Origin of the sequence: Sorangium sp. So ce131 (assembly GCF_051519095.1) — a bacterium.
Taxonomy (GTDB): Bacteria; Myxococcota_A; Polyangia; order Polyangiales; family Polyangiaceae; genus Sorangium.
In genome coordinates, this window is record NZ_CP150455.1 from 10,564,858 (window position 1) to 10,583,240 (window position 18,383).

23 protein-coding genes and 4 pseudogenes are annotated in these 18,383 nt (G+C 69.4%); 18 read left to right on the top strand and 9 right to left on the bottom strand.

The genetic code is table 11. The annotated features are described in order from the left end of the window. Positions 1–2: 2 nt before the first annotated feature. The gene (locus WMF43_RS38375) at positions 3–473 is read right to left on the bottom strand and encodes a type II toxin-antitoxin system VapC family toxin (RefSeq protein ID WP_437672563.1); all 471 of its coding nucleotides are present in this window, start codon (positions 471–473) and stop codon (positions 3–5) included. Between the two features lie 136 nt (positions 474–609). Next, positions 610–711, bottom strand: a pseudogene (locus WMF43_RS38380) (DUF433 domain-containing protein); the annotation flags it as partial. 139 nt (positions 712–850) lie between these two features. Between WMF43_RS38380 and WMF43_RS38385 the strand changes: the two are divergent. Beyond that, on the top strand, positions 851–1,264 hold the full coding sequence (locus tag WMF43_RS38385; protein ID WP_437672564.1) for an LIC_13387 family protein: 414 nt from the start codon (positions 851–853) through the stop codon (positions 1,262–1,264). Positions 1,265–1,454: 190 nt separating this feature from the next. On the opposite strand, the gene WMF43_RS38390 is transcribed toward WMF43_RS38385, so the two are convergent. Both WMF43_RS38390 and WMF43_RS38395 read right to left on the bottom strand, forming a co-directional pair. Further along, entirely contained in the window at positions 1,455–2,435 is a 981-nt protein-coding gene (locus WMF43_RS38390) for an aldo/keto reductase (RefSeq protein ID WP_437672566.1), read from the bottom strand. Positions 2,436–2,639: 204 nt separating this feature from the next. Then, entirely contained in the window at positions 2,640–3,788 is a 1,149-nt protein-coding gene (locus WMF43_RS38395; protein WP_437672568.1) for an AAA family ATPase, read from the bottom strand. 544 nt (positions 3,789–4,332) lie between these two features. Between WMF43_RS38395 and WMF43_RS38400 the strand changes: the two are divergent. After that, positions 4,333–4,632 (top strand): annotated as a pseudogene (locus WMF43_RS38400) (LIC_13387 family protein); the annotation flags it as partial. Positions 4,633–5,419: 787 nt separating this feature from the next. Here WMF43_RS38400 and WMF43_RS38405 read toward each other — a convergent pair. After that, a complete protein-coding gene (locus tag WMF43_RS38405; protein WP_437672570.1) occupies positions 5,420–7,009 on the bottom strand; it encodes an IS1182 family transposase in 1,590 nt (529 codons plus the stop codon). A gap of 101 nt (positions 7,010–7,110) precedes the next feature. Next, positions 7,111–7,266 (bottom strand): hypothetical protein, encoded by a 156-nt coding sequence (locus tag WMF43_RS38410; RefSeq protein WP_437672572.1) that lies wholly within the window; start codon positions 7,264–7,266, stop codon positions 7,111–7,113. Positions 7,267–7,460: 194 nt separating this feature from the next. Between WMF43_RS38410 and WMF43_RS38415 the strand changes: the two genes are divergently transcribed. The 7 genes and pseudogenes from WMF43_RS38415 (at position 7,461) to WMF43_RS38445 (ending at position 11,947) form a co-directional block, all read left to right on the top strand. Next, on the top strand, positions 7,461–8,852 hold the full coding sequence (locus WMF43_RS38415) for an RCC1 domain-containing protein (protein ID WP_437672574.1): 1,392 nt from the start codon (positions 7,461–7,463) through the stop codon (positions 8,850–8,852). 33 nt (positions 8,853–8,885) lie between these two features. Further along, on the top strand, positions 8,886–9,296 hold the full coding sequence (locus WMF43_RS38420; RefSeq protein WP_437672576.1) for an RNA polymerase sigma factor: 411 nt from the start codon (positions 8,886–8,888) through the stop codon (positions 9,294–9,296). Between the two features lie 5 nt (positions 9,297–9,301). Further along, the gene (locus WMF43_RS38425) at positions 9,302–9,928 is read left to right on the top strand and encodes a JAB domain-containing protein (protein WP_437684176.1); all 627 of its coding nucleotides are present in this window, start codon (positions 9,302–9,304) and stop codon (positions 9,926–9,928) included. A gap of 285 nt (positions 9,929–10,213) precedes the next feature. Beyond that, complete coding sequence (locus tag WMF43_RS38430; protein WP_437672578.1) at positions 10,214–10,438, top strand: addiction module protein; 225 nt, start codon at positions 10,214–10,216, stop codon at positions 10,436–10,438. Then, the gene (locus WMF43_RS38435; RefSeq protein ID WP_437672580.1) at positions 10,435–10,731 is read left to right on the top strand and encodes a type II toxin-antitoxin system RelE/ParE family toxin; all 297 of its coding nucleotides are present in this window, start codon (positions 10,435–10,437) and stop codon (positions 10,729–10,731) included. The genes WMF43_RS38430 and WMF43_RS38435 overlap by 4 nt, the downstream gene beginning before the upstream one ends. 16 nt (positions 10,732–10,747) lie before the next feature. Continuing rightward, positions 10,748–10,987: pseudogene (locus tag WMF43_RS38440) on the top strand (JAB domain-containing protein); the annotation flags it as partial. Positions 10,988–11,341: 354 nt separating this feature from the next. Continuing rightward, on the top strand, positions 11,342–11,947 hold the full coding sequence (locus WMF43_RS38445) for a Uma2 family endonuclease (RefSeq protein ID WP_437672582.1): 606 nt from the start codon (positions 11,342–11,344) through the stop codon (positions 11,945–11,947). A 68-nt stretch (positions 11,948–12,015) separates the two neighbouring features. Here the strand turns inward: WMF43_RS38445 and WMF43_RS38450 are convergent, their stop codons facing one another. Continuing rightward, on the bottom strand, positions 12,016–12,675 hold the full coding sequence (locus WMF43_RS38450; RefSeq protein ID WP_437672584.1) for an HNH endonuclease: 660 nt from the start codon (positions 12,673–12,675) through the stop codon (positions 12,016–12,018). 95 nt (positions 12,676–12,770) lie between these two features. Here WMF43_RS38450 and WMF43_RS38455 point away from each other — a divergent pair, with 95 nt between their 5' ends. Together WMF43_RS38455 and WMF43_RS38460 are read left to right on the top strand one after the other, a co-directional pair. Continuing rightward, entirely contained in the window at positions 12,771–12,929 is a 159-nt protein-coding gene (locus WMF43_RS38455; RefSeq protein WP_437672586.1) for a hypothetical protein, read from the top strand. 339 nt (positions 12,930–13,268) lie between these two features. Further along, positions 13,269–13,895: a JAB domain-containing protein gene (locus WMF43_RS38460; protein WP_437684178.1), complete on the top strand. Its 627-nt coding sequence runs from the start codon at positions 13,269–13,271 to the stop codon at positions 13,893–13,895. A 300-nt stretch (positions 13,896–14,195) separates the two neighbouring features. On the opposite strand, the gene WMF43_RS38465 is transcribed toward WMF43_RS38460, so the two are convergent. Beyond that, the gene (locus WMF43_RS38465) at positions 14,196–14,651 is read right to left on the bottom strand and encodes a type II toxin-antitoxin system VapC family toxin (protein ID WP_437672588.1); all 456 of its coding nucleotides are present in this window, start codon (positions 14,649–14,651) and stop codon (positions 14,196–14,198) included. 44 nt (positions 14,652–14,695) lie between these two features. On the opposite strand from WMF43_RS38465, the gene WMF43_RS38470 reads away from it, so the two are divergent. From WMF43_RS38470 to WMF43_RS38495, 6 genes and pseudogenes are all read left to right on the top strand, one after another. Further along, entirely contained in the window at positions 14,696–14,965 is a 270-nt protein-coding gene (locus WMF43_RS38470) for a hypothetical protein (RefSeq protein WP_437672590.1), read from the top strand. A gap of 108 nt (positions 14,966–15,073) precedes the next feature. Beyond that, positions 15,074–15,253: a hypothetical protein gene (locus WMF43_RS38475; RefSeq protein WP_437672591.1), complete on the top strand. Its 180-nt coding sequence runs from the start codon at positions 15,074–15,076 to the stop codon at positions 15,251–15,253. Between the two features lie 277 nt (positions 15,254–15,530). Further along, positions 15,531–16,154 (top strand): annotated as a pseudogene (locus WMF43_RS38480) (JAB domain-containing protein); the annotation flags it as partial. 321 nt (positions 16,155–16,475) lie between these two features. After that, on the top strand, positions 16,476–16,667 hold the full coding sequence (locus WMF43_RS38485; protein WP_437672593.1) for a hypothetical protein: 192 nt from the start codon (positions 16,476–16,478) through the stop codon (positions 16,665–16,667). Beyond that, positions 16,642–17,130 (top strand): nucleotidyltransferase, encoded by a 489-nt coding sequence (locus WMF43_RS38490; RefSeq protein WP_437672595.1) that lies wholly within the window; start codon positions 16,642–16,644, stop codon positions 17,128–17,130. Before WMF43_RS38485 ends, WMF43_RS38490 begins: the two co-directional genes overlap by 26 nt. Before the next feature lie 6 nt (positions 17,131–17,136). Beyond that, a complete protein-coding gene (locus WMF43_RS38495; protein ID WP_437672597.1) occupies positions 17,137–17,292 on the top strand; it encodes a hypothetical protein in 156 nt (51 codons plus the stop codon). 543 nt (positions 17,293–17,835) lie between these two features. Here WMF43_RS38495 and WMF43_RS38500 read toward each other — a convergent pair. After that, on the bottom strand, positions 17,836–18,036 hold the full coding sequence (locus WMF43_RS38500; protein ID WP_437672599.1) for a hypothetical protein: 201 nt from the start codon (positions 18,034–18,036) through the stop codon (positions 17,836–17,838). Between WMF43_RS38500 and WMF43_RS38505 the strand changes: the two genes are divergently transcribed. Continuing rightward, positions 17,981–18,346, top strand: a complete 366-nt coding sequence (locus WMF43_RS38505) for a serine hydrolase (RefSeq protein ID WP_437684180.1) — start codon at positions 17,981–17,983, stop codon at positions 18,344–18,346. The two genes, WMF43_RS38500 and WMF43_RS38505, sit on opposite strands and share 56 nt — an antisense overlap. Positions 18,347–18,383 lie beyond the last annotated feature (37 nt).

The following is an 18,383-nucleotide window of genomic DNA, read 5'->3' on the forward strand; positions in this document are numbered from 1 at the left end:
TGTTACTCCTCCACGAGCTCCAGAGGCGTGCAGATAATCGGAGGCTCGAAGCCACCAGCTCGGCAGATCTCCTCGATCTTGGGGCGCATCGTGGCGTTGGCGATGTGCGCGCAGTTCCAGGTGAGCAGGTAGCGCATGCCGTGCGCCGCGGAGAGCGCGATATGAACTGCATCGCCGGCTGCCTTGGACGGGAGGGCGGCGGCGCGAAGGAGCTGCCGGGCGAGACCGACAGCCTCCGGCGTGAGCTCCAGCAGCGGCAGGTCGCCGAGCGCCTGGAGCCGCAGCGCTGCCGCACCGGGGTCGCCCGCCGAAGCTTCGTCGACCACGAGCTGCGAGATGTACAAGTCGTAGGCGTCGCGCCCTGCCCACCACTCGCCGGTCACCTCTTGATGCGCCGCTCGCACCAGATCGCGGCTCGGCCTGGCAGTCAGGTAGCTGACGATGCTGGTTTCCACGTAGACGCTCGGTTTCATGCACAGGCCTCGGGGATGAAGCTCGCGGATCGTACAGGCCCGCGGCAGACCAGGCAACGCTCATTCGGCCACCCCAACCGACGAGCGAGCAGGCGGTCTGCATGGCCGCGAGGACAGCGGCATCATGAGATTGCGTTCAGGCGCCGCCCTCGCCCGCGGTGAGGATGTCGTCGATCGAGTCGCCGTCCGACAGGCTGGCGAGCAGCGTGCGGAGCGTGACCCGCGTCCCCTGGATGACCGGCGCGCCCCCTCAGACGAGAGGATCTCGGGAGCCCATCCGGTGCCGTATTGAAATCTAGAGGGCCGTGCTCCAGATCCAAACGGCAGCATGTGGAGCGCACCCGCCAGGGACCGGCGGCAAAGAAACGAGGGCTGTCATGAGTAGCCGTGCACAGGTGCTGTTTCAGGTGGGCGCGTGGGCGTGGGTCGTCACCGGGATCGGGCACCTCGCGCTCAACGCGCTGCTGGTCGCTCGCCCCGCGCGGCCCGCCGCGGCAACCGCGGTCCTCGGCGCGATGCGGGCGCACCGCATGACCATGATGGGGCTGTCGCGCGACCTGCTCGGCCTCTTCAGGGGGTTCAGCGTGGCCATGGGCCTGGTGCTGGCGCTGCACGGCGCCGTCTGCGTGCTCGCCGCGCCCGCCCTCGCCGCGCTCCCTGCTGTCGTGGCGCTGAACGCGGCGGTGTCGCTGGCGCTGCTGGCCATCGCCGTCCGCGCGTTTCCGCCGCCGCCGATCGTGACCATGCTGGTCGCGACGGCGTGCTTCGGCGCGGCGCTCGTGGTGCGCTGAGCGGGCGGGCGAAGAGAGCCCATCGCCCATCGCAGCCGCCACGAGCGGGCCGTCGGACGAACCGTTGCGGCATCGCTCGTTCAGGTTCCGGCGGACCGCGCCGCCATCGCGAGGCGGCGGCCCGCAGGCTGGGGCGTGAGTGCGGTCCCTTCGGCGCGGCGCCTCCGGGGACGTGGCCGACGTGGGCTCCTCACTGGTACCCGACGATCCGGTGGGGCACGTAGGGCTCCTCGAGGGAGGCGACCTCCTCGGCGCTCAGCTTGACCGACAGCGCGGCCACGGCGTCGTCCAGGTGAGCGCTCCTGGTCGCGCCGACGATCGGCGCCGTGACGGGGGCCTTCTGGAGAAGCCAGGCCAGGCCGATCTGCGCCCGGGGGACACCGCGGCGGGCGGCGAGGTCGGCCAGCCGCTCGACGATGGGTCGGTCGGCATCGGCGGACGCGTCGTACTTCTGGTGGAGCACCTGGTCGCTCTGTTCTCGGGCGGTCGTCTCGCTCCAGTCGCGGGTCAGCCGTCCGCCCGCGAGGGGGCTGTAGGGGATGACGCCGATCCCCTCCTCTTGGCACAGGGGCAGCATCTCCCGTTCCTCCTCACGGTAGATCAGGTTGAGGTGGTTCTGCATCGAGACGAACCGGGTCCAGCCGTGACGGTCGGCGGTGTTCAGCGCCTTGAGGAACTGGTAGGCCCGCATGGCCGAGGCGCCGAGATAGCGGACCTTGCCGGCCCTCACGACGTCGTGGAGGGCTTCCATGGTCTCTTCGATGGGCGTACCGTAGTCCCAGCGGTGGATCTGGTAGAGATCGATGTAGTCGGTCCCGAGCCGCTTGAGGCTCTTGTCCACCTCGCTGAGGATGGCCTTGCGGGACAGGCCAGCGCCGTTAGGGCCTTCGTGCATCCGGCCGTGGACCTTGGTGGCCAGTACGATCTGGTCACGTTGGGCCAGGTCCTTCAGGGCCCGACCGACAAATTCCTCGCTGGTGCCGGCGCTGTAGACGTTGGCAGTGTCGAAGAAGTTGATCCCCAGGTCGAGGGCCTGGCGGATCACCTTCCGGGATTCTTCTTCGCTGAGGACCCATGGGTGGAATCCCGGCTGGGGAACGCCGAAACCCATGCAGCCCAAGCAGATCCTCGATACGTCCAGTCCGGTCCGGCCCAGCTTTAGGTACTCCATCGGAATCCTCCTCAGGGCAGTCTACCACCGTTCGGAACGAGCGCTTCCAGCTCTGCCAAGGGGCGGCGGGGAAGGTGAACCCATCGACACCGGTGCCGCTGGGTCGCCCGACGCCGCTCTTTCGTACGAGGGCGCAGACGACGTGAAAGTCGTCGGCCTTCTCGACATAGAGGCGATGGGGCGCGGTCTTGTCGGGGCGGTCGCTCACCCGCGCACCTCCACCTCTCCTTCGATGGCCGTCGCCAGCTCGTCGGCCGTGAAGGTGATGCCGACCTCACCGCCCCGGATGAGGCGCACCACGCGGACATCTTGCCCGCGCAGCCCGTCGCGCTCGCACGCGCGTCGGAGCGCGGTGAGACAATCGATGCTGTGCGTTGTGGCGAACACCTGCAACTTCCGCTCGCGGGCAGCGTCGATGACCATGGTCCACATGTCGTCCATCACGCTGTGGTGGAGACCGGCGTCGATGTCGTCGACGAGCAGCAGGTTGTAGGGCGTCGCCGCGGCGCCGAGGGCCAGCGCGAAGAGCCAGGTGACGCCCTCGCCGAGCGAGCCGATCGGCGCCCTCGACTCCTTGCCATTGGATAGCCGCAGCGCGACGCGCGACCGGAACGGCAAGTCGCGGTCCGAGCGGAGGTCGATGTCGCGCACCGAAGGCTCGATGCGCTGGAGCGATCGGATGACGGTTTCCTTGTTGGGCGTGGCCGCCACGTCGTCCCAGAGGCGCGCCAGGATCGCGTCGTCGAGGCTGTTCGATCGGAGAAACACCGGCAGCCTGGCCGCCGAACGGAGCAACGCGCCGGGGGGCGGCTCCGTGAGTCCCAGGCGATGCGCGGTGCCGCGGCTCCACGCAAGCGGGACCTCGATCTTGGATTTCTGGTCAGGGCCGAGGTACACCCTCATCGCCCACTCCGGGAACATGCCGCGTGTTTCGAAGCCTGCTGGCGATTCGGGATCGGGCACCGAGGGGTCGAAGAACACCGGAGCCTCCGGATCCCGCGGGGCCGCATCGAAGACCTGTGTGGAAACCCGCTGGCGGTGCCCGGATGTGTCCTCTGCGTCGATGGCGAACGTCGCCATCTGATCCACCTTCCGACCAAGGAAGGCGAAGTGCAGCAAGGCGACCCGCTCCTTTGAGCCGGCGTCATCTTCATAGACATCGTACTCGCCGCGCTCTATTGCAGAGGCGAGCAGGGCCGCCGGGTGCCCGCGTGTTCCCAGGAGGCGCACGGCCTCAAGGAAGCTCGTCTTTCCGGCGCCGTTCTCACCGACCAGCAGGTTGATCCTGCCGAGGTTCGAGAATTCAACGTGCTCGAACGTGCGGAATCCGGTCATCGAAATCGTGGTGAGCATGTCCGTCCTCGGCCCCGGTCGGATCTTGCCGTGGGCCGGCCCGGCCAACAAGCCGCCGGAGTCGACCGAGGTTGACCGGCGACGGGGACCGGCCCGCGCCGCTTCAGGCTGCCCGGCGCGCTGCCAACGCGATGGCCCGTGGCTCCCGCCCGTGCAGCGTGCGCGGGCGTTCGCGCGGCTGGTGAACGCCTGCGACGCCTGCCGCCGCGCGGCGTTGCACCTGCGCTGGAACGAGGGCGAGGCGGGGCGACGCGCCGTCGCTGTTCGCGCGGGCGGTGGCGGGTGCAAACGCGGGGTTGGGGAAGTACAACGCGGGCGGTGGCGACGGCAACGGCGGCGGCGACAGCGCGAGCACGGAGCCGGGCGCACCGGGCGGCCAGCCGCTGCTGGGGCCCACCGTGGAGTAGCTGTTCCTCACGAGCGCTCACGCACCGCTGCCGCTGCGACCTCTCCGTCCCGGCACGATGCCGGTCCTCAGCCTCCGGTCGCCGGCCGTCCAGCGACCGGGGCCTGTGGACGGCATGCGGGCCCCGCGACGCCCGCCGCGGAGACCGCGGTCCTCGGCGCGATGCGGGCGCACCGGACGAGCATGATGGGGCTGTCGCGCGACCTGCTCGGCCTCTTCAGGGGGTTCAGCGTGGCCATGGGCCTGGTGCTCGCGCTGCACGGCGCCGTCTGCGTGCTCGCCGCGCCCGCCCTCGCCGCGCTCCCTGCTGTCGTGGCGCTGAACGCGGCGGTGTCGCTGGCGCTGCTGGCCATCGCCGTCCGCGCGTTTCCGCCGCCGCCGATCGTGACCATGCTGGTCGCGACGGCGTGCTTCGGCGCGGCGCTCGTGGTGCGCTGAGGGGGTGGGCGAAGATAGCCTCATAGCGCATCGCAGTCGCCAGGAGCGGGCCGTCGGACGAACCGTTGCGGGAGCGTCCGCGATGCAGGAGAACTGCACGCTCCGCGGGCGGTGGTGAACGACGACCGACCGTGCCGCCGCAATGGACCGAAGAAACGGCGGCGAGGAGCAACAACGCCGCGCAGCTCACCGTCTTCCGCATGCTCGATCCCTGTGCGGCAGGCGAAATGTCCCCGATCCTTGGCGATGTGAAGGCGGGTCGCCGCCCCCCGGCGTCCCGCGCCGCTCCGCCCGCGCAACAACGTATCGGCGTTCACCTGCGGGCGCCAGAGAGAGCGAAGCGACCGACGTCGATCCGTCAGGTGCAACTCCATGTTGGGCCGCCTTTCACCGTGAGATCAAAACGCCTCACCGCGATCTACGAGCCACTGCCGCGCGTCCGACGCCAAGATCAGCTCCCTAGTGGCTCGGGCAGCACCATCCGCGCTGCGATAGAGCGTGGCAGCGTTGATACCAACCGCGTTGCACAAATCGTATAATGCAACAACCTGAAACACTGGTAATGTGAGCTTCATGAGTAATCCCGATGTGTGAGACTGACCCCAAATGGCTGATTCCAGTCCAGGAGTATCAAGAAGTTGACCGCGCTCGCTGACAAGCTTCTGTAGCGTAAACAGGCCGGCCTGGGCTGCGAGATGCGGTGTAACTGAGCCTGGTGGCCGTACCACTTCTAGGATGTCTGCAACTAGAGCACCGAACATGTTGAAAATCGTCTGATTCCAATAGGTTACGCGACCTCCTGGATCAGCCGCTGGGCCGCCTCGAGATTCTGGATCGCTGCGGCACGCCGAAGGTCGAACAGGTTTCTCCTGGCGCCGATGTAGCGCGCGCTGTGTCCTTTGCGCGCCGCGATGTGGGCAAGCGCATGCTCCACAGCGGTCCGCTGCCGGAGCACGGCGCGTCCTGGCCCGGTCTGCTGCAACTTCCGGAACTTGCCCTGCAAAGCTTCGTCCTCGGCGATGGACACGGTCCGCCCTCGCCCCGACGCAGCTTGCGTGCACTTGGCTCGGAGGGGGCACGCGCCGCACTCCTCGGGATCGAACTCGACCGTGTCGCCCGGCTCGAACACCTCGACCTGTCCCGCTGGACACGTGATTGTCTTGGCGCGCAGGTCGATTTTGAAATCGCGCTTGCTGAACAAATCGGGGCTTCGAGCCCGCTGGCCCCAAGGCTTCGAGAACACCTGGCCGCCCGCGCGGATCACGTCGTCAACGACGGGACTGTTTACGTAGGCGCGATCAATGTGGAGCTCGACGAGGCGCAGCCGCTGATGCTGGACGTCCTCGGCGATCGGTGCGGCCCCCTCTTCTTCTGGGCGATTCGCAGGCGTGACCGCGCAGGCGACAATGACGGGAAGGTCAAGGTCGCGCGCGATGTGCTCCTTGTAGCCGTCGAATCGCTTCGAGCGGCTCTTGCGGCCGTGGCGCATCTCGGCGTCCTCAATGGAGACACGGCGGTCAGGCGCAACACCTTGCCGGATGCGAACGGTCCCATCCTCGGCTGTCTCCAAATCCTGGTCTCGAACCTGTGTGACCGCATCCAGATAGATACGAAGCGGCTGCTCGACGACGTCGTCCAAATGGCGGTCGACCCACTGCTGCAACGACGAGACCTGCCGCTCCAGGATCTGGATCGCCGCCGCCTTCTGTTTCGGGTCGCTCCAGTCGAGGTCGAGCCCGGCCTTGATGCTGGGAGCCAGAAGCAGCGGGATGCCCGCCTTGCGGCAGATCTCCTCGGGCGGACGCTCCGTGATCTTCGACACGACGCGGACGATGCTGCGTGCAGCATGGCCGAGCAGGTTGATCGTGTCTTCAACCCGCCCGGCCCCCGCTAAAGGGCGGCTATCGATGGCCACCCGCAGCGCTTTGGACACTGCACGCCGCTCGCCCTCCGTCATCGCGCCGGACCGAACGAGCGCCACGGTCCGCTCCAGCAACACCCGGTCCATCTCGTTCGCGACCATCCGCTCTCGGAACGCCTGCAGCGCGCCCTGCGAGAACGGGGGCGTGGCCGCACCCAGGCAGCCGAGCACCATCTGCCAGCGCAGGTCAACGACAGCCAGCTCCACCGCCTCGGCATCCGATGCGCCGACATAGCCTTGGAGCAGCGTGACCATGCCCATCAGCGCCGGCGGATGCGGCGGCTCACCTGCCCCCGTCGTCCGGTACATGCCCTCCAGCTGCTCCTGGAACGTCTCATCGAACAGCTCGTGCCGGTGCAGCCTGAGAAAGCCGAACAGTGCTCTCACGCGTGTCAGCCGCTTCATCAGCGCCTGCTCCTGCCGCGACAGCTCCACCGGCGGCGACCATCGTTCCATCCGTGAACCTCCGGACGCGGACGAGATCATGGCCCGGGCGAGACGGTCGAGCCTTCTATCGAAGCGCCCGGAATTATCACAAAATCAACCTGATCGGTCCTCTAGGAGCGCTCGAGGAAGGCAAGGAGCTCGTGGGTGGAGCGGCCGCGGAGCGTCTTCTCCCAGAATGGCGAAAGGATGTTGCGGTACGTCCACGTATAGGCGTAACGAGGCGAGAACGCGCGGCGAAGCGAGCCCTCGGGCAGACTGGTCTCCACCTCACGTGTCCCCCCTTGCTGCCCGTACGATGCCAGAGGGGGCAGCGAAGGCGCGTGGCGGGCGAGGGTATTGATGATGAGCAAAACCGGACCGCACCGGACGTGTTGACATCGATGCTCGCCGGTGCCTCGGGTGTGATAGCATCGCCTGCATGCTTGCGTCGAGCTGGACGCACGGTAAGGAGGCAGCGCTCATGAGTGCTCGAAATGCCGCTCCCATTCGCTCTCTACCCGCCCGCGGCCGGCCGGCCCCGTGGGCGCTCGCGGCGGTGTGTCTCACCGGCCTGACCCTCACCGCCGCCTGCACCGCTGAGGTCCGTCATTTCGGCAGTGGCGGAGGCGGGAGCGGCGGGGACGGGAGCGGCGGCAACACCAGCAGCGCTGGCAGCATGATGGGCGAGTGCGTCCCGGGCGCCACCCAGTGCCAGGGAAATGCGCACCAGGTGTGTGACGCCGGCGGGCACTGGTCGGCCCCGGCGACGTGCGTCGTCGGCTGCAGCAACGGCGGCTGTGTGCTCGTGGCGGAGATGAGCCTCGGGGCCAGCCACACCTGCGCGCGTCTCACCGATGGTACCGTCCGGTGCTGGGGCAGCAGCGAGTATGGTCAGCTCGGCGACGGGACGATCGGGCAGGGTGCGCTTCGGGCCACGCCGGCAGAGGTGCCCGGGCTCAAGGACGTCGCTCAGATCGCGTCAGGGACGGACCACGTTTGCGCTCGGCTCGCGGCCGGGACAGCGAAATGCTGGGGACACGGCGGCTTCTTCAAGCTGGGCAATGGAGTGCCCATGAGCAGCCCGACGCCCCAGGACGTCCCCGGGCTCGTGAACGCCGGTGGACTCGCGCTCGGCCACTCCCACTCCTGCGCCTGGCTCACGGACGGGAGCGTTAAATGCTGGGGTGCCAACAGCAGTGGCGAGCTCGGGATCGGCTCTACCGCCGATGCGCCCACGGTGACGTCGGTCCCCAATCTCTCCAACGTGACTGGAATGGCGCTCGGCGATTTCCACAGTTGCGCGCTGCTGGTAGGGGGCACCGCGATGTGCTGGGGGACAGGTTACTCGGGACAGCTCGGCGACGGGACATCGGGGATGGGGGCCCAGAAGCTGACGCCCGCACCGGTACCGGGGCTCTCGGGTGTCACGCAGATCGCGGCGGGCTCCTACTCGAGCTGCGCGCTCCTGGAGACCGGCGCCGTGTCGTGCTGGGGCGCCAATGATTATGGTCAGCTCGGGGACGGCACCACGCAGGAGAGGTCAGAGCCGAACCTGCTACCTGGTCTCGCGCAGGTCACTCGGCTCGCACTCGGCGGGTTCCACGCGTACGCGCTCCGAATGGATGGCACCGTGTTCAGCTGGGGAAGCAATGCGGAAGGCCAGCTCGGCAACGGCAAGGTGGGTACGGCTCAGCCGACGCCGGAGGCGATCTCAAATCCAGCGAACGTGGCGGGCGTCGCATCGGGTTTATGGCATACCTGCGCCTGGCTCTCCGACGGAAACGCGATGTGTTGGGGCAAGAATGACGCTGGGCAGCTCGGGGATGGAACCTCAGGCGGGAGCAAGGCGCTCCCGACCGCTGTGAAGTGGTAATCAAGACTTATTCCCGTCCGACGGGATCGCCTGATGCTGCGCCCTGAGCGGCTTAACCTGGTTCATGGCCGCTTACAGCAAGAGGGCACGCTTCCCGCCGACGCCCTCCGCCGCTGGCTCGCCGGCATCGCCTCGCGGCAGGCCTCCCACTACCGCGACAAGGCCCACCGCCGCCACGAGCTCCCCGCGGTCGACCCTGACCGCCTCTCCGCCTTCGCCGCCCCCTCTCCCGAGGCCCGCCTCGTCGCCCGCGGCCTGCTACGCGCCTTCCACCGTCTCCGCCCCGAGCTGCGCGAGCTCCTGTCGCTCGCCGCCACCGGCCTTTCCTCGCTCGAGATCGCCGCCTCCCTCGCGCTCCCGCGCCCCACGGTCGCCACCCGCCTCCGCCTCGCGCGCCGCCTCTTCGCCCGCGCCCTGACCCGCTCTCGGAGGTGGCCCCGATGAGCCCGATGAGCCGCGCCCCCGTCGACGCCCCCGCCGAGACGGCGGCCGAGCTGCCGACCGCGACCGAGGCCGCCCTCCTCGAGATGGTGCTCGGCCTGCCCGGCGTCGGGCCGCGCCTCCTCGGCACGGCCGCTCTCCCCTCGCTCGGCCGCCTCTCGCCCGCGGCGCTCGCCGAGCGCACCCAGATCGCCCTGTTCGACGCGACCCGGCTCGCCGCCGCCTTCGAGCTCGGCCGCCGCTACCACGCCGCCCGCGCGCGCCGCGGAGCGCTCCTCACCGACGCCGCCCGCGTGGCGCGGTACTTCGGCCCGCGGCTCGCCTCCCTGGTCCACGAGGAGCTCTGGATCGCAGCGCTCGACACCCACGGCCGCGTCCGCGAAACGCGCCTGCTCGCCCGCGGCATCGACGACGGCCTCTACGTCGGCCGCGCGACCGTCCTGCGCACGGCGCTGGACATGGCCGCCCACAGCTTCGTGCTGGCCCACAACCACCCGAGCGGTGACCCGACGCCGACCCGCGACGACGAAGCGATGACCCTGGAGCTGCGCCACCTCTCCGAGGAACTGCACGTCCCGCTCAAGGCCCACGTCATCGTCACGCCCAGCGGCCGCTACGCCGCCGTCCACGAGTAGGCCCTCGCCGGACGCAGCGCCCCTGCGACGGGGCGTCCCGCCCCTGCGCATCCGGCCGCCAGCCTCCCCGCGCACCACCCCGGCCGGGAGCTCCGGCAGCCGCAGAGGCGCTGGAGCACGTGGAGCAACCGACCGTGGCTTGGCTAGCCCGAGCTCGGTCAGGTCGCTCCGTGCCTGCGCCACGCCAGTCAACGTCGGCCGTCGCCGTCGCCGTCGTCGCGGCAACCCCTCGCCGATGGGGGAGCGCGCCTGGGCAGCCTCCGAGCCGCGCGGTACAATCCCCCCGTGAACCTTCCCGAGCTGGAAGCCGAAGCCCTGAAGCTGCCCGTCGCGGAGCGCGCACGCCTCGCAGAGACGCTTCTGGCAAGCCTGGATGAGCTCTCCGAGGAGGAGCACAGGCGCCTCTGGACCGAGGAAGCGACGCGCCGGGACGCAGCGCTTGACGCAGATCCGTCCCGGGGGCGACCGGCCGAGGACGTCTTTCGTGACGCCCGCGCGCGGCTCCGGTGACGCTGCCGGTCATCGTTCACCATCTGGCTGAGGTCGAACTGAACGAGGCCGCCGCCTACGACGCTCGGGCACGTCCTGGCCTTGGTGACGCCTTCGTCGCCGAGGTCCAAGGCGCAGTCGATGCCCTGGCTGCGTCACCGCTCACGGGGAGTGCTGTGGAGAACGATGTTCGCTGGTGGCTCGTGCGGCGATTTCCCTACAGCGTGCTGTACCGGGTACGCGACGATCACCTTCGTATTCTCGCGATTGCACATCAGAAGCGGCGGCCCTTCACCTGGCGCGGGCGCCAATAGTCCGGCTCGGTGCCCGCTCGCCCGCGGTTCCGACGACGCCCTCTACGTCGGCCGCGCGACCGTCCTGCGCACGGCGCTGGACATGGCAGCCCACAGCTTCGTGCTGGCCCATCACCACCCCAGCGGCGACCCGACGCCGACCCGCGAGGACGAAGCGATGACCCTGGAGCTGCGCCACCTCTCCGCGGAGCTGCACGTCCCGCTCACCGCCCACGTCCTCGTCACCCCCAGCGGCCGCTACGGCGCCGTCCACGAGGTTGTCCTCGCGGCGCGCAGCGCCCCTGCGGCGGGGCGTCCCGCTCCTGCGCATCCAGCCGAGAGCCTCCAGCGCACCGCCCCAGCCGGCAGCTCCGCAAGCTTGCGGCAGCGGCACGTGGCGCTGGAGCACGTCGAGCCACCGCGGGACCCGACCCGGAGGGCACCGCTTGGAGATCGACCCGCACCACGCGCCCCCTCCGGCGACCGCCGGCGCGCCGGCGTCCGCACCGGGCCGCCGGCGCGCCGGCGTCCGCACCGGGGCCCGGCATCGTGAGCCAGGCGCACGACCTCGTACGGCGCGGGAACAGGCGCTCGCCCCGGCTGGGACCACGCTCTCGTGGTAGGGTCGGTCATGAGCACCGGCGTGCTGCCGCGCAACCTGGATTCTGATCGCAACGCACCGGAGGTCGAGGCAGCATTCGACGCGGTGCCGCCCGAGAGGGTGGCAGAGATCCTCGACGGGGAGCTCTTCACCTTTCCGCGGCCCGGCCGCCCCCACACGCGGAGCGCATCGCGCCTCACGATGAAGCTCGGCAGCGCCTTCGACCTCGGCGACGGCGGGCCCGGCGGCTGGGTGCTCCTGGATGAGCCGGAGCTCCACCTCGGGCCGCGGCCCGATAAGGTGGTACCTGACCTTGCAGGGTGGAAGCGGGAGCGCATGCCGGACGCCCTCGGGGACGAGGACACGCCGGCGCACTACGACGTTTCTCCGGACTGGGTATGCGAGGTGATCTCGCCGCGTACCGAGCGCGTCGACCGGGGCAAGAAGATGCGGATCTACCGGCGCGAAGGCGTGGGGCACGTCTGGCTGCTCAGCCCCTTGCTGCGGACCCTCGAGGTGTACCGACTCGAGGGCGGACGGTGGGTGCTGCTCGAGACCTACGAAGAGGACGCGAAGGTGAGGGCCGAGCCGTTCGATGCGGTGGAGCTCGATCTGGCGGCGATCTGGATCCGATGAATGATCGCAGGCCGCTGTCGATATTGCCTGCCTGGCGAGGCCAGTAGCGGGATTCCCCTGACCTGCGATCACATCACGCCGGCCTTGGAGGGCGGGCCGAATTCGCTGGGCTGAGGATATTTTATGGGGACGTGCTCAATCGAGAACGTCACCGATGGCCTGTCCACGAGCTTCGTGCCCATGATTTGACGTGCCTCTGCCTCCGCCATCGCGAGCTTCAGGTATCGGCGCAACAAGAGCAATGGAGGAAATTTCTCCTTGGACGCGTACCACTCGAGCAGGTCTCGTGCATTCTTGCTGCTGTTGCAGGAGCGGCACGCCCAGACCAAATTGTCGCCTGATTCGAGACCACCTCGATGCCTAGGGATCAGATGGTCACCATGGAGCTTTGGCGGCGGCGTGACGCCGCAGTATACGCAACGATCACTCGGCATGTCGCGAACATCGGCGAAGAGCGAACCGACCTTCATGGTGCCCGTGCGAAGCCCCTTGAACAGCTTTGCGCGGATCATCCAACAGCGAGTGTCGTAGCGCGCGAGCCCAGCCTCCGCAGCGGCGCACGCGGCCCCGTGACAGGCGTACGACCAATAGAGCAATTCGCCAACGGTCTCGACCTGGCCGGTTTGCTTTTTCGTCGGAGCAGGCGCAGCCGCTTCCGAGGAGTTCGAGTCCAGTGAGCGCTCCGCGGCGCGCGTCTTCCGTCCTCGGGACTTGGTACGTTCTTCCATGACCCTCCTCGGGACTACAGGGTGCTACTATTCACGATCTGCGCCCCAGCTCCTGCCGGACACGCGGAGGGGCTCGCCAGGCGGAGGCATGCCACATGCTCCTCCACAGGTTCGCGACACAGCTGCTCCAGGCGGGAACCCATATCCGGACGATTCAGATCGTGTTCGGTCACAAGGATGTGCGGTTCACGACGGCCTGTACCCACATCGTTGACCGCGGCCCTCGCGGCGTCATCAGTCATCAGGGCCGCTGACCGCCGCCTCCACGTGGAGCGCTTTGACCTGCGCCCCCGCCGTGTCGTGCCGCCTCCATGCATCGTGAAAAGATAGCGTATCCGACGGCTGCCCCTTCTTGTCAAGGACACCAGCACAGGCGCACGTGGGCTCCACCGCAGACCACGGCGCGAACAGGCCCTCGAAGCCTATCCGAGCCGAGAAAGTGGTCCCGCAACGGCCCGGCCAGTCATCGATCTGAGATTTGATGGCCTCCCCTGCTCGCTCCCGCGCCCCGCGGTCGCCACCCGCCTGCGCCTCGCGCGCCGCCTCTTCGCCCGCGCCCTCACCCGCATTCGGAGGTGGCCCCGATGAGCCCGATGCGCCGCGCCCCCGTCGACGCCCCCTCCGAGACGGCGGCCGAGCTGCCGACCGCGACCGAGGCCGCCCTCCTCGAGATGGTGCTCGGCCTGCCCGGCGTCGGCCCGCGCCTGCTCGGCACGGCCGCTCTCCCCTCCCTCGGCCGCCTCTCGCCCGCGGCGCTGGCCGAGCGCACCCAGATCGCCCTCGTCGACGCGACCCGGCTCGCCGCCGCCTTCGAGCTCGGCCGCCGCACCCACGCCGCCCGCGCGCGCCGCGGAGCGCTCCTCACCGACGCCGCCCGCGTGGCGCGGTACTTCGGCCCGAGGCTCGCCTCCCTGGTCCACGAGGAGCTCTGGATCGCCGCGCTCGACACCCACGGTCGCGTCCGCGAGACGCGCCTGCTCGCCCGCGGCATCGACGACGGCCTCTACGTCGGCCGCTCCACCGTCCTGCGCACGGCGCTGGACATGGCCGCCCACAGCTTCGTCCTGGCCCATAACCACCCCAGCGGCGACCCGACGCCGACCCGCGACGACGAAGCGATGACCCTGGAGCTGCGCCACCTCTCCGAGGAGCTGCACGTCCCGCTCAAGGCCCACGTCATCGTCACGCCCAGCGGCCGCTACGCCGCCATCCACGAGTAGGCCCTCGCCACGCGCAGCGCCCCGCCGCCGGCGCGCTGCGCCCCTGCGCATCCAGCAGCCAGCCTCCCACACATCGCGCCCGCCGCGAGCTCCGGCAGCCGCACGATGAGCTGGACTACGTGGAGCCACTGGCCCGTGGCCTGGTCACCCCAACCTCAGTCGGGTCACTCCGCCTCGTTGCCGAGGACCGGTCGCCTCTCACCACGAGCGGCGCATCCACGCGCACGTCGAGCGGATCGTCTGGCAGAAAGGCGCGGTCGCGCGGACAGAGCTCACGCCGGACGAAGCCCTGTCAGGGGGTCAAAGAGTGACCTCGGGGGGATCTGGAGGGATCACGATGCGCGGCGAGGTCGGAGCGGTAAGCCGGAGGAAGTCCGAGCCGTTGAACGTCACGAGCGCATCCGCGCCGGCATGCTCGGCAGCCACGAGGTGCAGGGCATCGAAGAGGACGCCGGAAGAGAGCAAACGATCGGTGCACCGCTGTAGTGCCTCCTCGTACACGGCCGGATCCACAGGGCGGACGTCGTACACACTCCGGACCCGACGGACGACTTGCAACGCCTGCTCCGGGCTCGCTCGCGCCGGCTTCGGCAGGCGCGTGAGCACGGACCAGAGCTCCGCGAGGGCGTGCCAGGTGGCCAGGCCGCTCACCCGTCCCTCGGCCACCGCATCGATCCAGACGACGGCGCGACCGTGGTGCGGATGCGCCCGGTGAAGTCCGGCGACGAGCACGCTCGTATCGAACGCGATCTTCACGAGCCTCCCTGGATCCGGTCCGCCCGTGCGTCGCGATCGGGGCGATGGTCGAACACTTCGGCCGGCATGGTGGTGTCAGCGTCGACAAGCAGAAGGCCATGCCGCTCTGTCAAGGTGACGCCCCCGCGGCGAGCTGGCTGCTCTGCAGCGGGGACGTCGCTCGCCGCCTCGTGTGCGACGAGCTCGATCACGCGAAGCCGATCGGGGACAGGGAGGGCACGGATGGCGGCGACGATCTGCTCGACGGTCATGCCCGGCAGGATGCCATCCCCGCAGCTAAGAAGGAAGTCGAGGATCGGTTGCAGATGCATTGAACAGGCGGAACGAGCGCGGCCGCGTCCTCGGCGAGCAGCGCCGCCACGTCGTCCAGGATATCCGCATAAACAGGCAACTCCTTGTGCAGCCGCGCTATCCGCTCGGGCTTGAGCGGTGAGATCGTCACGCCCAGCATGTCGGCCACCTCGCGGGGGCTCGGCGGCCTGGCCGGCCTGGTGCTGCTCGACCTCGTGGCGGGGCTCGATCCCTTCTTCGTCGTCGTTCGGGGGCCATGGAATCCCCCTGGCGGGTTCAAGGTCGATGATGGCCGTTCCAGCATGGAGTGATGGGTCGACCATCATTGCATGCTGGAACGGCCATCGTCGAAGCCTGCGCGGTCAACCCCGGAGCATGGCCCGGCCCACCTTCAGCACAGGTTCGGCACCATCGCGACGGGCGCGGTGGTGCACGTATCCTGTCGCTCGCCGCCACCGGCCTTTCCTCGCTCGAGATCGCCGCCTCCCTCTCGCTCCCGCGCCCCACGGTCGCCACCCGCCTGCGCCTCGCGCGCCGCCTCTTCGCCCGCGCCCTCACCCGCTCTCGGAGGTGGCCCCGATGAGCCCGATGAGCCGCGCCCCCGTCGACGCCCCCGCCGAGACGGCGGCCGAGCTGCCGACCGCGACCGAGGCCGCCCTGCTCGAGATGGTGCTCGGCCTGCCCGGCGTCGGTCCGCGCCTGCTCGGCACGGCCGCTCTCCCCTCGCTCGGCCGCCTCTCGCCCGCGGCGCTGGCCGAGCGCACCCAGATCGCCCTCATCGACGCGACCCGGCTCGCCGCCGCCTTCGAGCTCGGCCGCCGCTACCACGCCGCCCGCGCGCGCCGGGGCGCGCTCCTCACCGACGCCGCCCGCGTGGCGCGGTACTTCGGCCCGAGGCTCGCCTCCCTGGTCCACGAGGAGCTCTGGATCGCGGCGCTCGACACCCACGGCCGCGTCCGCGAGACGCGCCTGCTCGCCCGCGGCATCGACGACGGCCTCCACGTCGGCCGCTCCACCGTCCCGCGCACGGCGCTGGACATGGCCGCCCACAGCTTCGTGCTGGCCCATAACCACCCGAGCGGCGACCCGACGCCGACCCGCGAGGACGAAGCGATGACCCTGGAGCTGCGCCACCTCTCCGAGGAGCTGCACGTCCCGCTCAAGGCCCACGTCATCGTCACGCCCAGCGGCCGCTACGCCGCCGTCCACGAGGTTGCCCTCGCCACGCGCAGCGCCCCTCCGAGGGGCGCTGCGGCACCGCGCATCCGGCCGCCAGCCCCAGCGCACCGCCCCGGCTGGCAGCTCCGCAGGCCTCCGGCAGCGGCGGCTCAGGCTTGCGGAGGGCGCCCCCGCCTCCTCTGGTCCGGCCTGGTGGATGGCCATCGCAGAAGTCTCTGCTCACAACACCGGGCAGATCGCGCAATGACGGCCGGCGATACGCCTGGCGCCGCATGCCTGGATGGCGTGCGGCACAGCCCGCCGCGATGCGCGGGGCTCGTCCGTCGCATCCGTGCGTGATACGCTCCACCCAAGATGGTCGATCCTGAAGCGGCACCTCCGGTCTACAATGAGGACGGCGTCGACCTCACGCTCATCCGCTGGATGCTGAGCCTCACGCCAGCAGATCGGGTCGCCACCCTCCAGGCCCACATCGACTTCGTCACGCTCGCCCGTGAGAGCAGGCGTGCGCGAGAACCGCATGTCCGCTCCGACGAAGATCGCTGAGCTCCTCGGGGTGCTCGCCCGGCATCGAGTCGACTTCATTGTCGTCGGTGGCGTCGCCGCCGTGATCCAGGGAGCCCCCGTCAACACGTTCGATCTGGACGTCGTACACGCTCGCACGCCGGACAATATCGAACGGCTGCTCGGTGCGCTGCGTGAGCTCGATGCCGTCTACCGGATAGATCTCAAGAGGAGGCTTTCACCAACGGCCTCTCATCTGGCCTCCACTGAGCACCAGCTGCTGGCGACCAACATGGGAACGCTGGACCTCCTGGGCACAATCGAGGAAGGGACATCGTACGAGGAACTCTTGGCCGACAGCGAGGAGCTGGATCTCGGTGGAATTCCACTACGTGTCATCACGCTCGAACGGCTCATCGTAATCAAGGAGAAGCTCACCCGACCCAAGGATCAGGTCATGCTACAGGTGCTCCGCGCCACGCTCGACGAACGGAGACGGAGCTGACCACGGATGCCGTTGGCACCTCTCGCCTCCCTGGTCCACGAGGAGCTCTGGATCGCGGCGCTCGACACCCACGGCCGCGTCCGCGAGACGCGCCTGCTCGCCCGCGCGTTCAGCGCTCGCTTCCACCAAGCAAAGCGGCCACGGCTGCCCGAAGACGCGTGATCTCGCCTTGGAGCGCCTCGTTTTCCCGCCGCAGACGCGCCTCCGCCTCCCGTGAACGCGAGAGATCGGATCTCTGCGCCTGGCTGGCGCGAATCGTGGGCGGCGCGGAGGCGCGGCGGCGCCAGAAGGCTCTACCGAGCGTTTTGACGGGCAGCTGCGCCCCAGTTACAACAGCGGCGTCCCCTCCCACATCGCCTGGACCGCCTGCCCCGGCACCGGACGATGCCCTTGAGAGCGCCACGGGCGCCAGGCCGAACGTTCCGTAGCTCACCGAAATCGTCGAACGCGCCCTCGGCGCCCATTTCGATGTCGCTGAAGACGACAAGCAGGCGATCCCGCAGGCTTGCGTTTCGGAGCGGCGTCATCGTCCGCCTTCTTAGGCTCTTCTGGCTTCGCAGGGCGCCGTCCGACGCGCTTACGCCATGGACTGCTGCGTTGAGGAGCGCGCTGCGCGCCGCGCGCCCGGGAAGCGGCGACTCGGCCTGGATGTCGGACGCTCCCATGAGCGGCCGCGCACCGTCAGGGCAATCGCAGGATTCGAGCTCATCCAGGACGGACGTCCGCGCGGCGCGCGGCCAGGGTCCACACAACCCGCACCTCGCCGTGAAATGGCGGCAACTCCGCGGTCGCGCACGCGCCCGACGTCGACGGCAAGCCGGCGCTCGCGATCAACGCCGTCAACACCTCGATCATCCCGGTGCGCCCGGCGGGCGGCGGGTGGAGCACGGTCAACGACATGCTCAAGTACGTGATGATGGAGCTCGCCGAGGGCAAGCTCCCGAGCGGCGCGCAGTACATCTCCAAGGACGCGCTGCTCGCGCGGCGGGCGCCGCAGATCGCGATCGGCAACGACGCGACGTACGGGATGGGGCTGACGGTCGACCGCACCTACGGCGTGCCCGTCGTGCACCACGGCGGCGACATGATCGGTTACCACAGCGACATGCTGTGGCTGCCCGAGCACGGCGTCGGCGCGGTCATCTGTTCGATTTCGGCGAATGGAAGAGCGAGGTCGGATCGCGCAAGAACCCCGACGGCTCGATCTCGTTCCTGACGATCGTCCCCGGCCTCGTCGGGCTCGAGTTCGTGGT

Coding starts and splice junctions, on each gene's coding strand:
- WMF43_RS38375 (WP_437672563.1), bottom strand. CDS start 473: ATGAAACCGAGCGTCTACGTGGAAACCAGCATCGTCAGCTACCTGACT.
- WMF43_RS38385 (WP_437672564.1), top strand. CDS start 851: ATGAGTAGCCGTGCACAGGTGCTGTTTCAGGTGGGCGCGTGGGCGTGG.
- WMF43_RS38390 (WP_437672566.1), bottom strand. CDS start 2,435: ATGGAGTACCTAAAGCTGGGCCGGACCGGACTGGACGTATCGAGGATC.
- WMF43_RS38395 (WP_437672568.1), bottom strand. CDS start 3,788: ATGCTCACCACGATTTCGATGACCGGATTCCGCACGTTCGAGCACGTT.
- WMF43_RS38405 (WP_437672570.1), bottom strand. CDS start 7,009: ATGGAACGATGGTCGCCGCCGGTGGAGCTGTCGCGGCAGGAGCAGGCG.
- WMF43_RS38415 (WP_437672574.1), top strand. CDS start 7,461: ATGAGTGCTCGAAATGCCGCTCCCATTCGCTCTCTACCCGCCCGCGGC.
- WMF43_RS38420 (WP_437672576.1), top strand. CDS start 8,886: ATGCTGCGCCCTGAGCGGCTTAACCTGGTTCATGGCCGCTTACAGCAA.
- WMF43_RS38425 (WP_437684176.1), top strand. CDS start 9,302: ATGAGCCGCGCCCCCGTCGACGCCCCCGCCGAGACGGCGGCCGAGCTG.
- WMF43_RS38445 (WP_437672582.1), top strand. CDS start 11,342: ATGAGCACCGGCGTGCTGCCGCGCAACCTGGATTCTGATCGCAACGCA.
- WMF43_RS38450 (WP_437672584.1), bottom strand. CDS start 12,675: ATGGAAGAACGTACCAAGTCCCGAGGACGGAAGACGCGCGCCGCGGAG.
- WMF43_RS38455 (WP_437672586.1), top strand. CDS start 12,771: ATGCTCCTCCACAGGTTCGCGACACAGCTGCTCCAGGCGGGAACCCAT.
- WMF43_RS38460 (WP_437684178.1), top strand. CDS start 13,269: ATGCGCCGCGCCCCCGTCGACGCCCCCTCCGAGACGGCGGCCGAGCTG.
- WMF43_RS38470 (WP_437672590.1), top strand. CDS start 14,696: ATGGTCGAACACTTCGGCCGGCATGGTGGTGTCAGCGTCGACAAGCAG.
- WMF43_RS38485 (WP_437672593.1), top strand. CDS start 16,476: ATGGTCGATCCTGAAGCGGCACCTCCGGTCTACAATGAGGACGGCGTC.
- WMF43_RS38490 (WP_437672595.1), top strand. CDS start 16,642: ATGTCCGCTCCGACGAAGATCGCTGAGCTCCTCGGGGTGCTCGCCCGG.
- WMF43_RS38495 (WP_437672597.1), top strand. CDS start 17,137: ATGCCGTTGGCACCTCTCGCCTCCCTGGTCCACGAGGAGCTCTGGATC.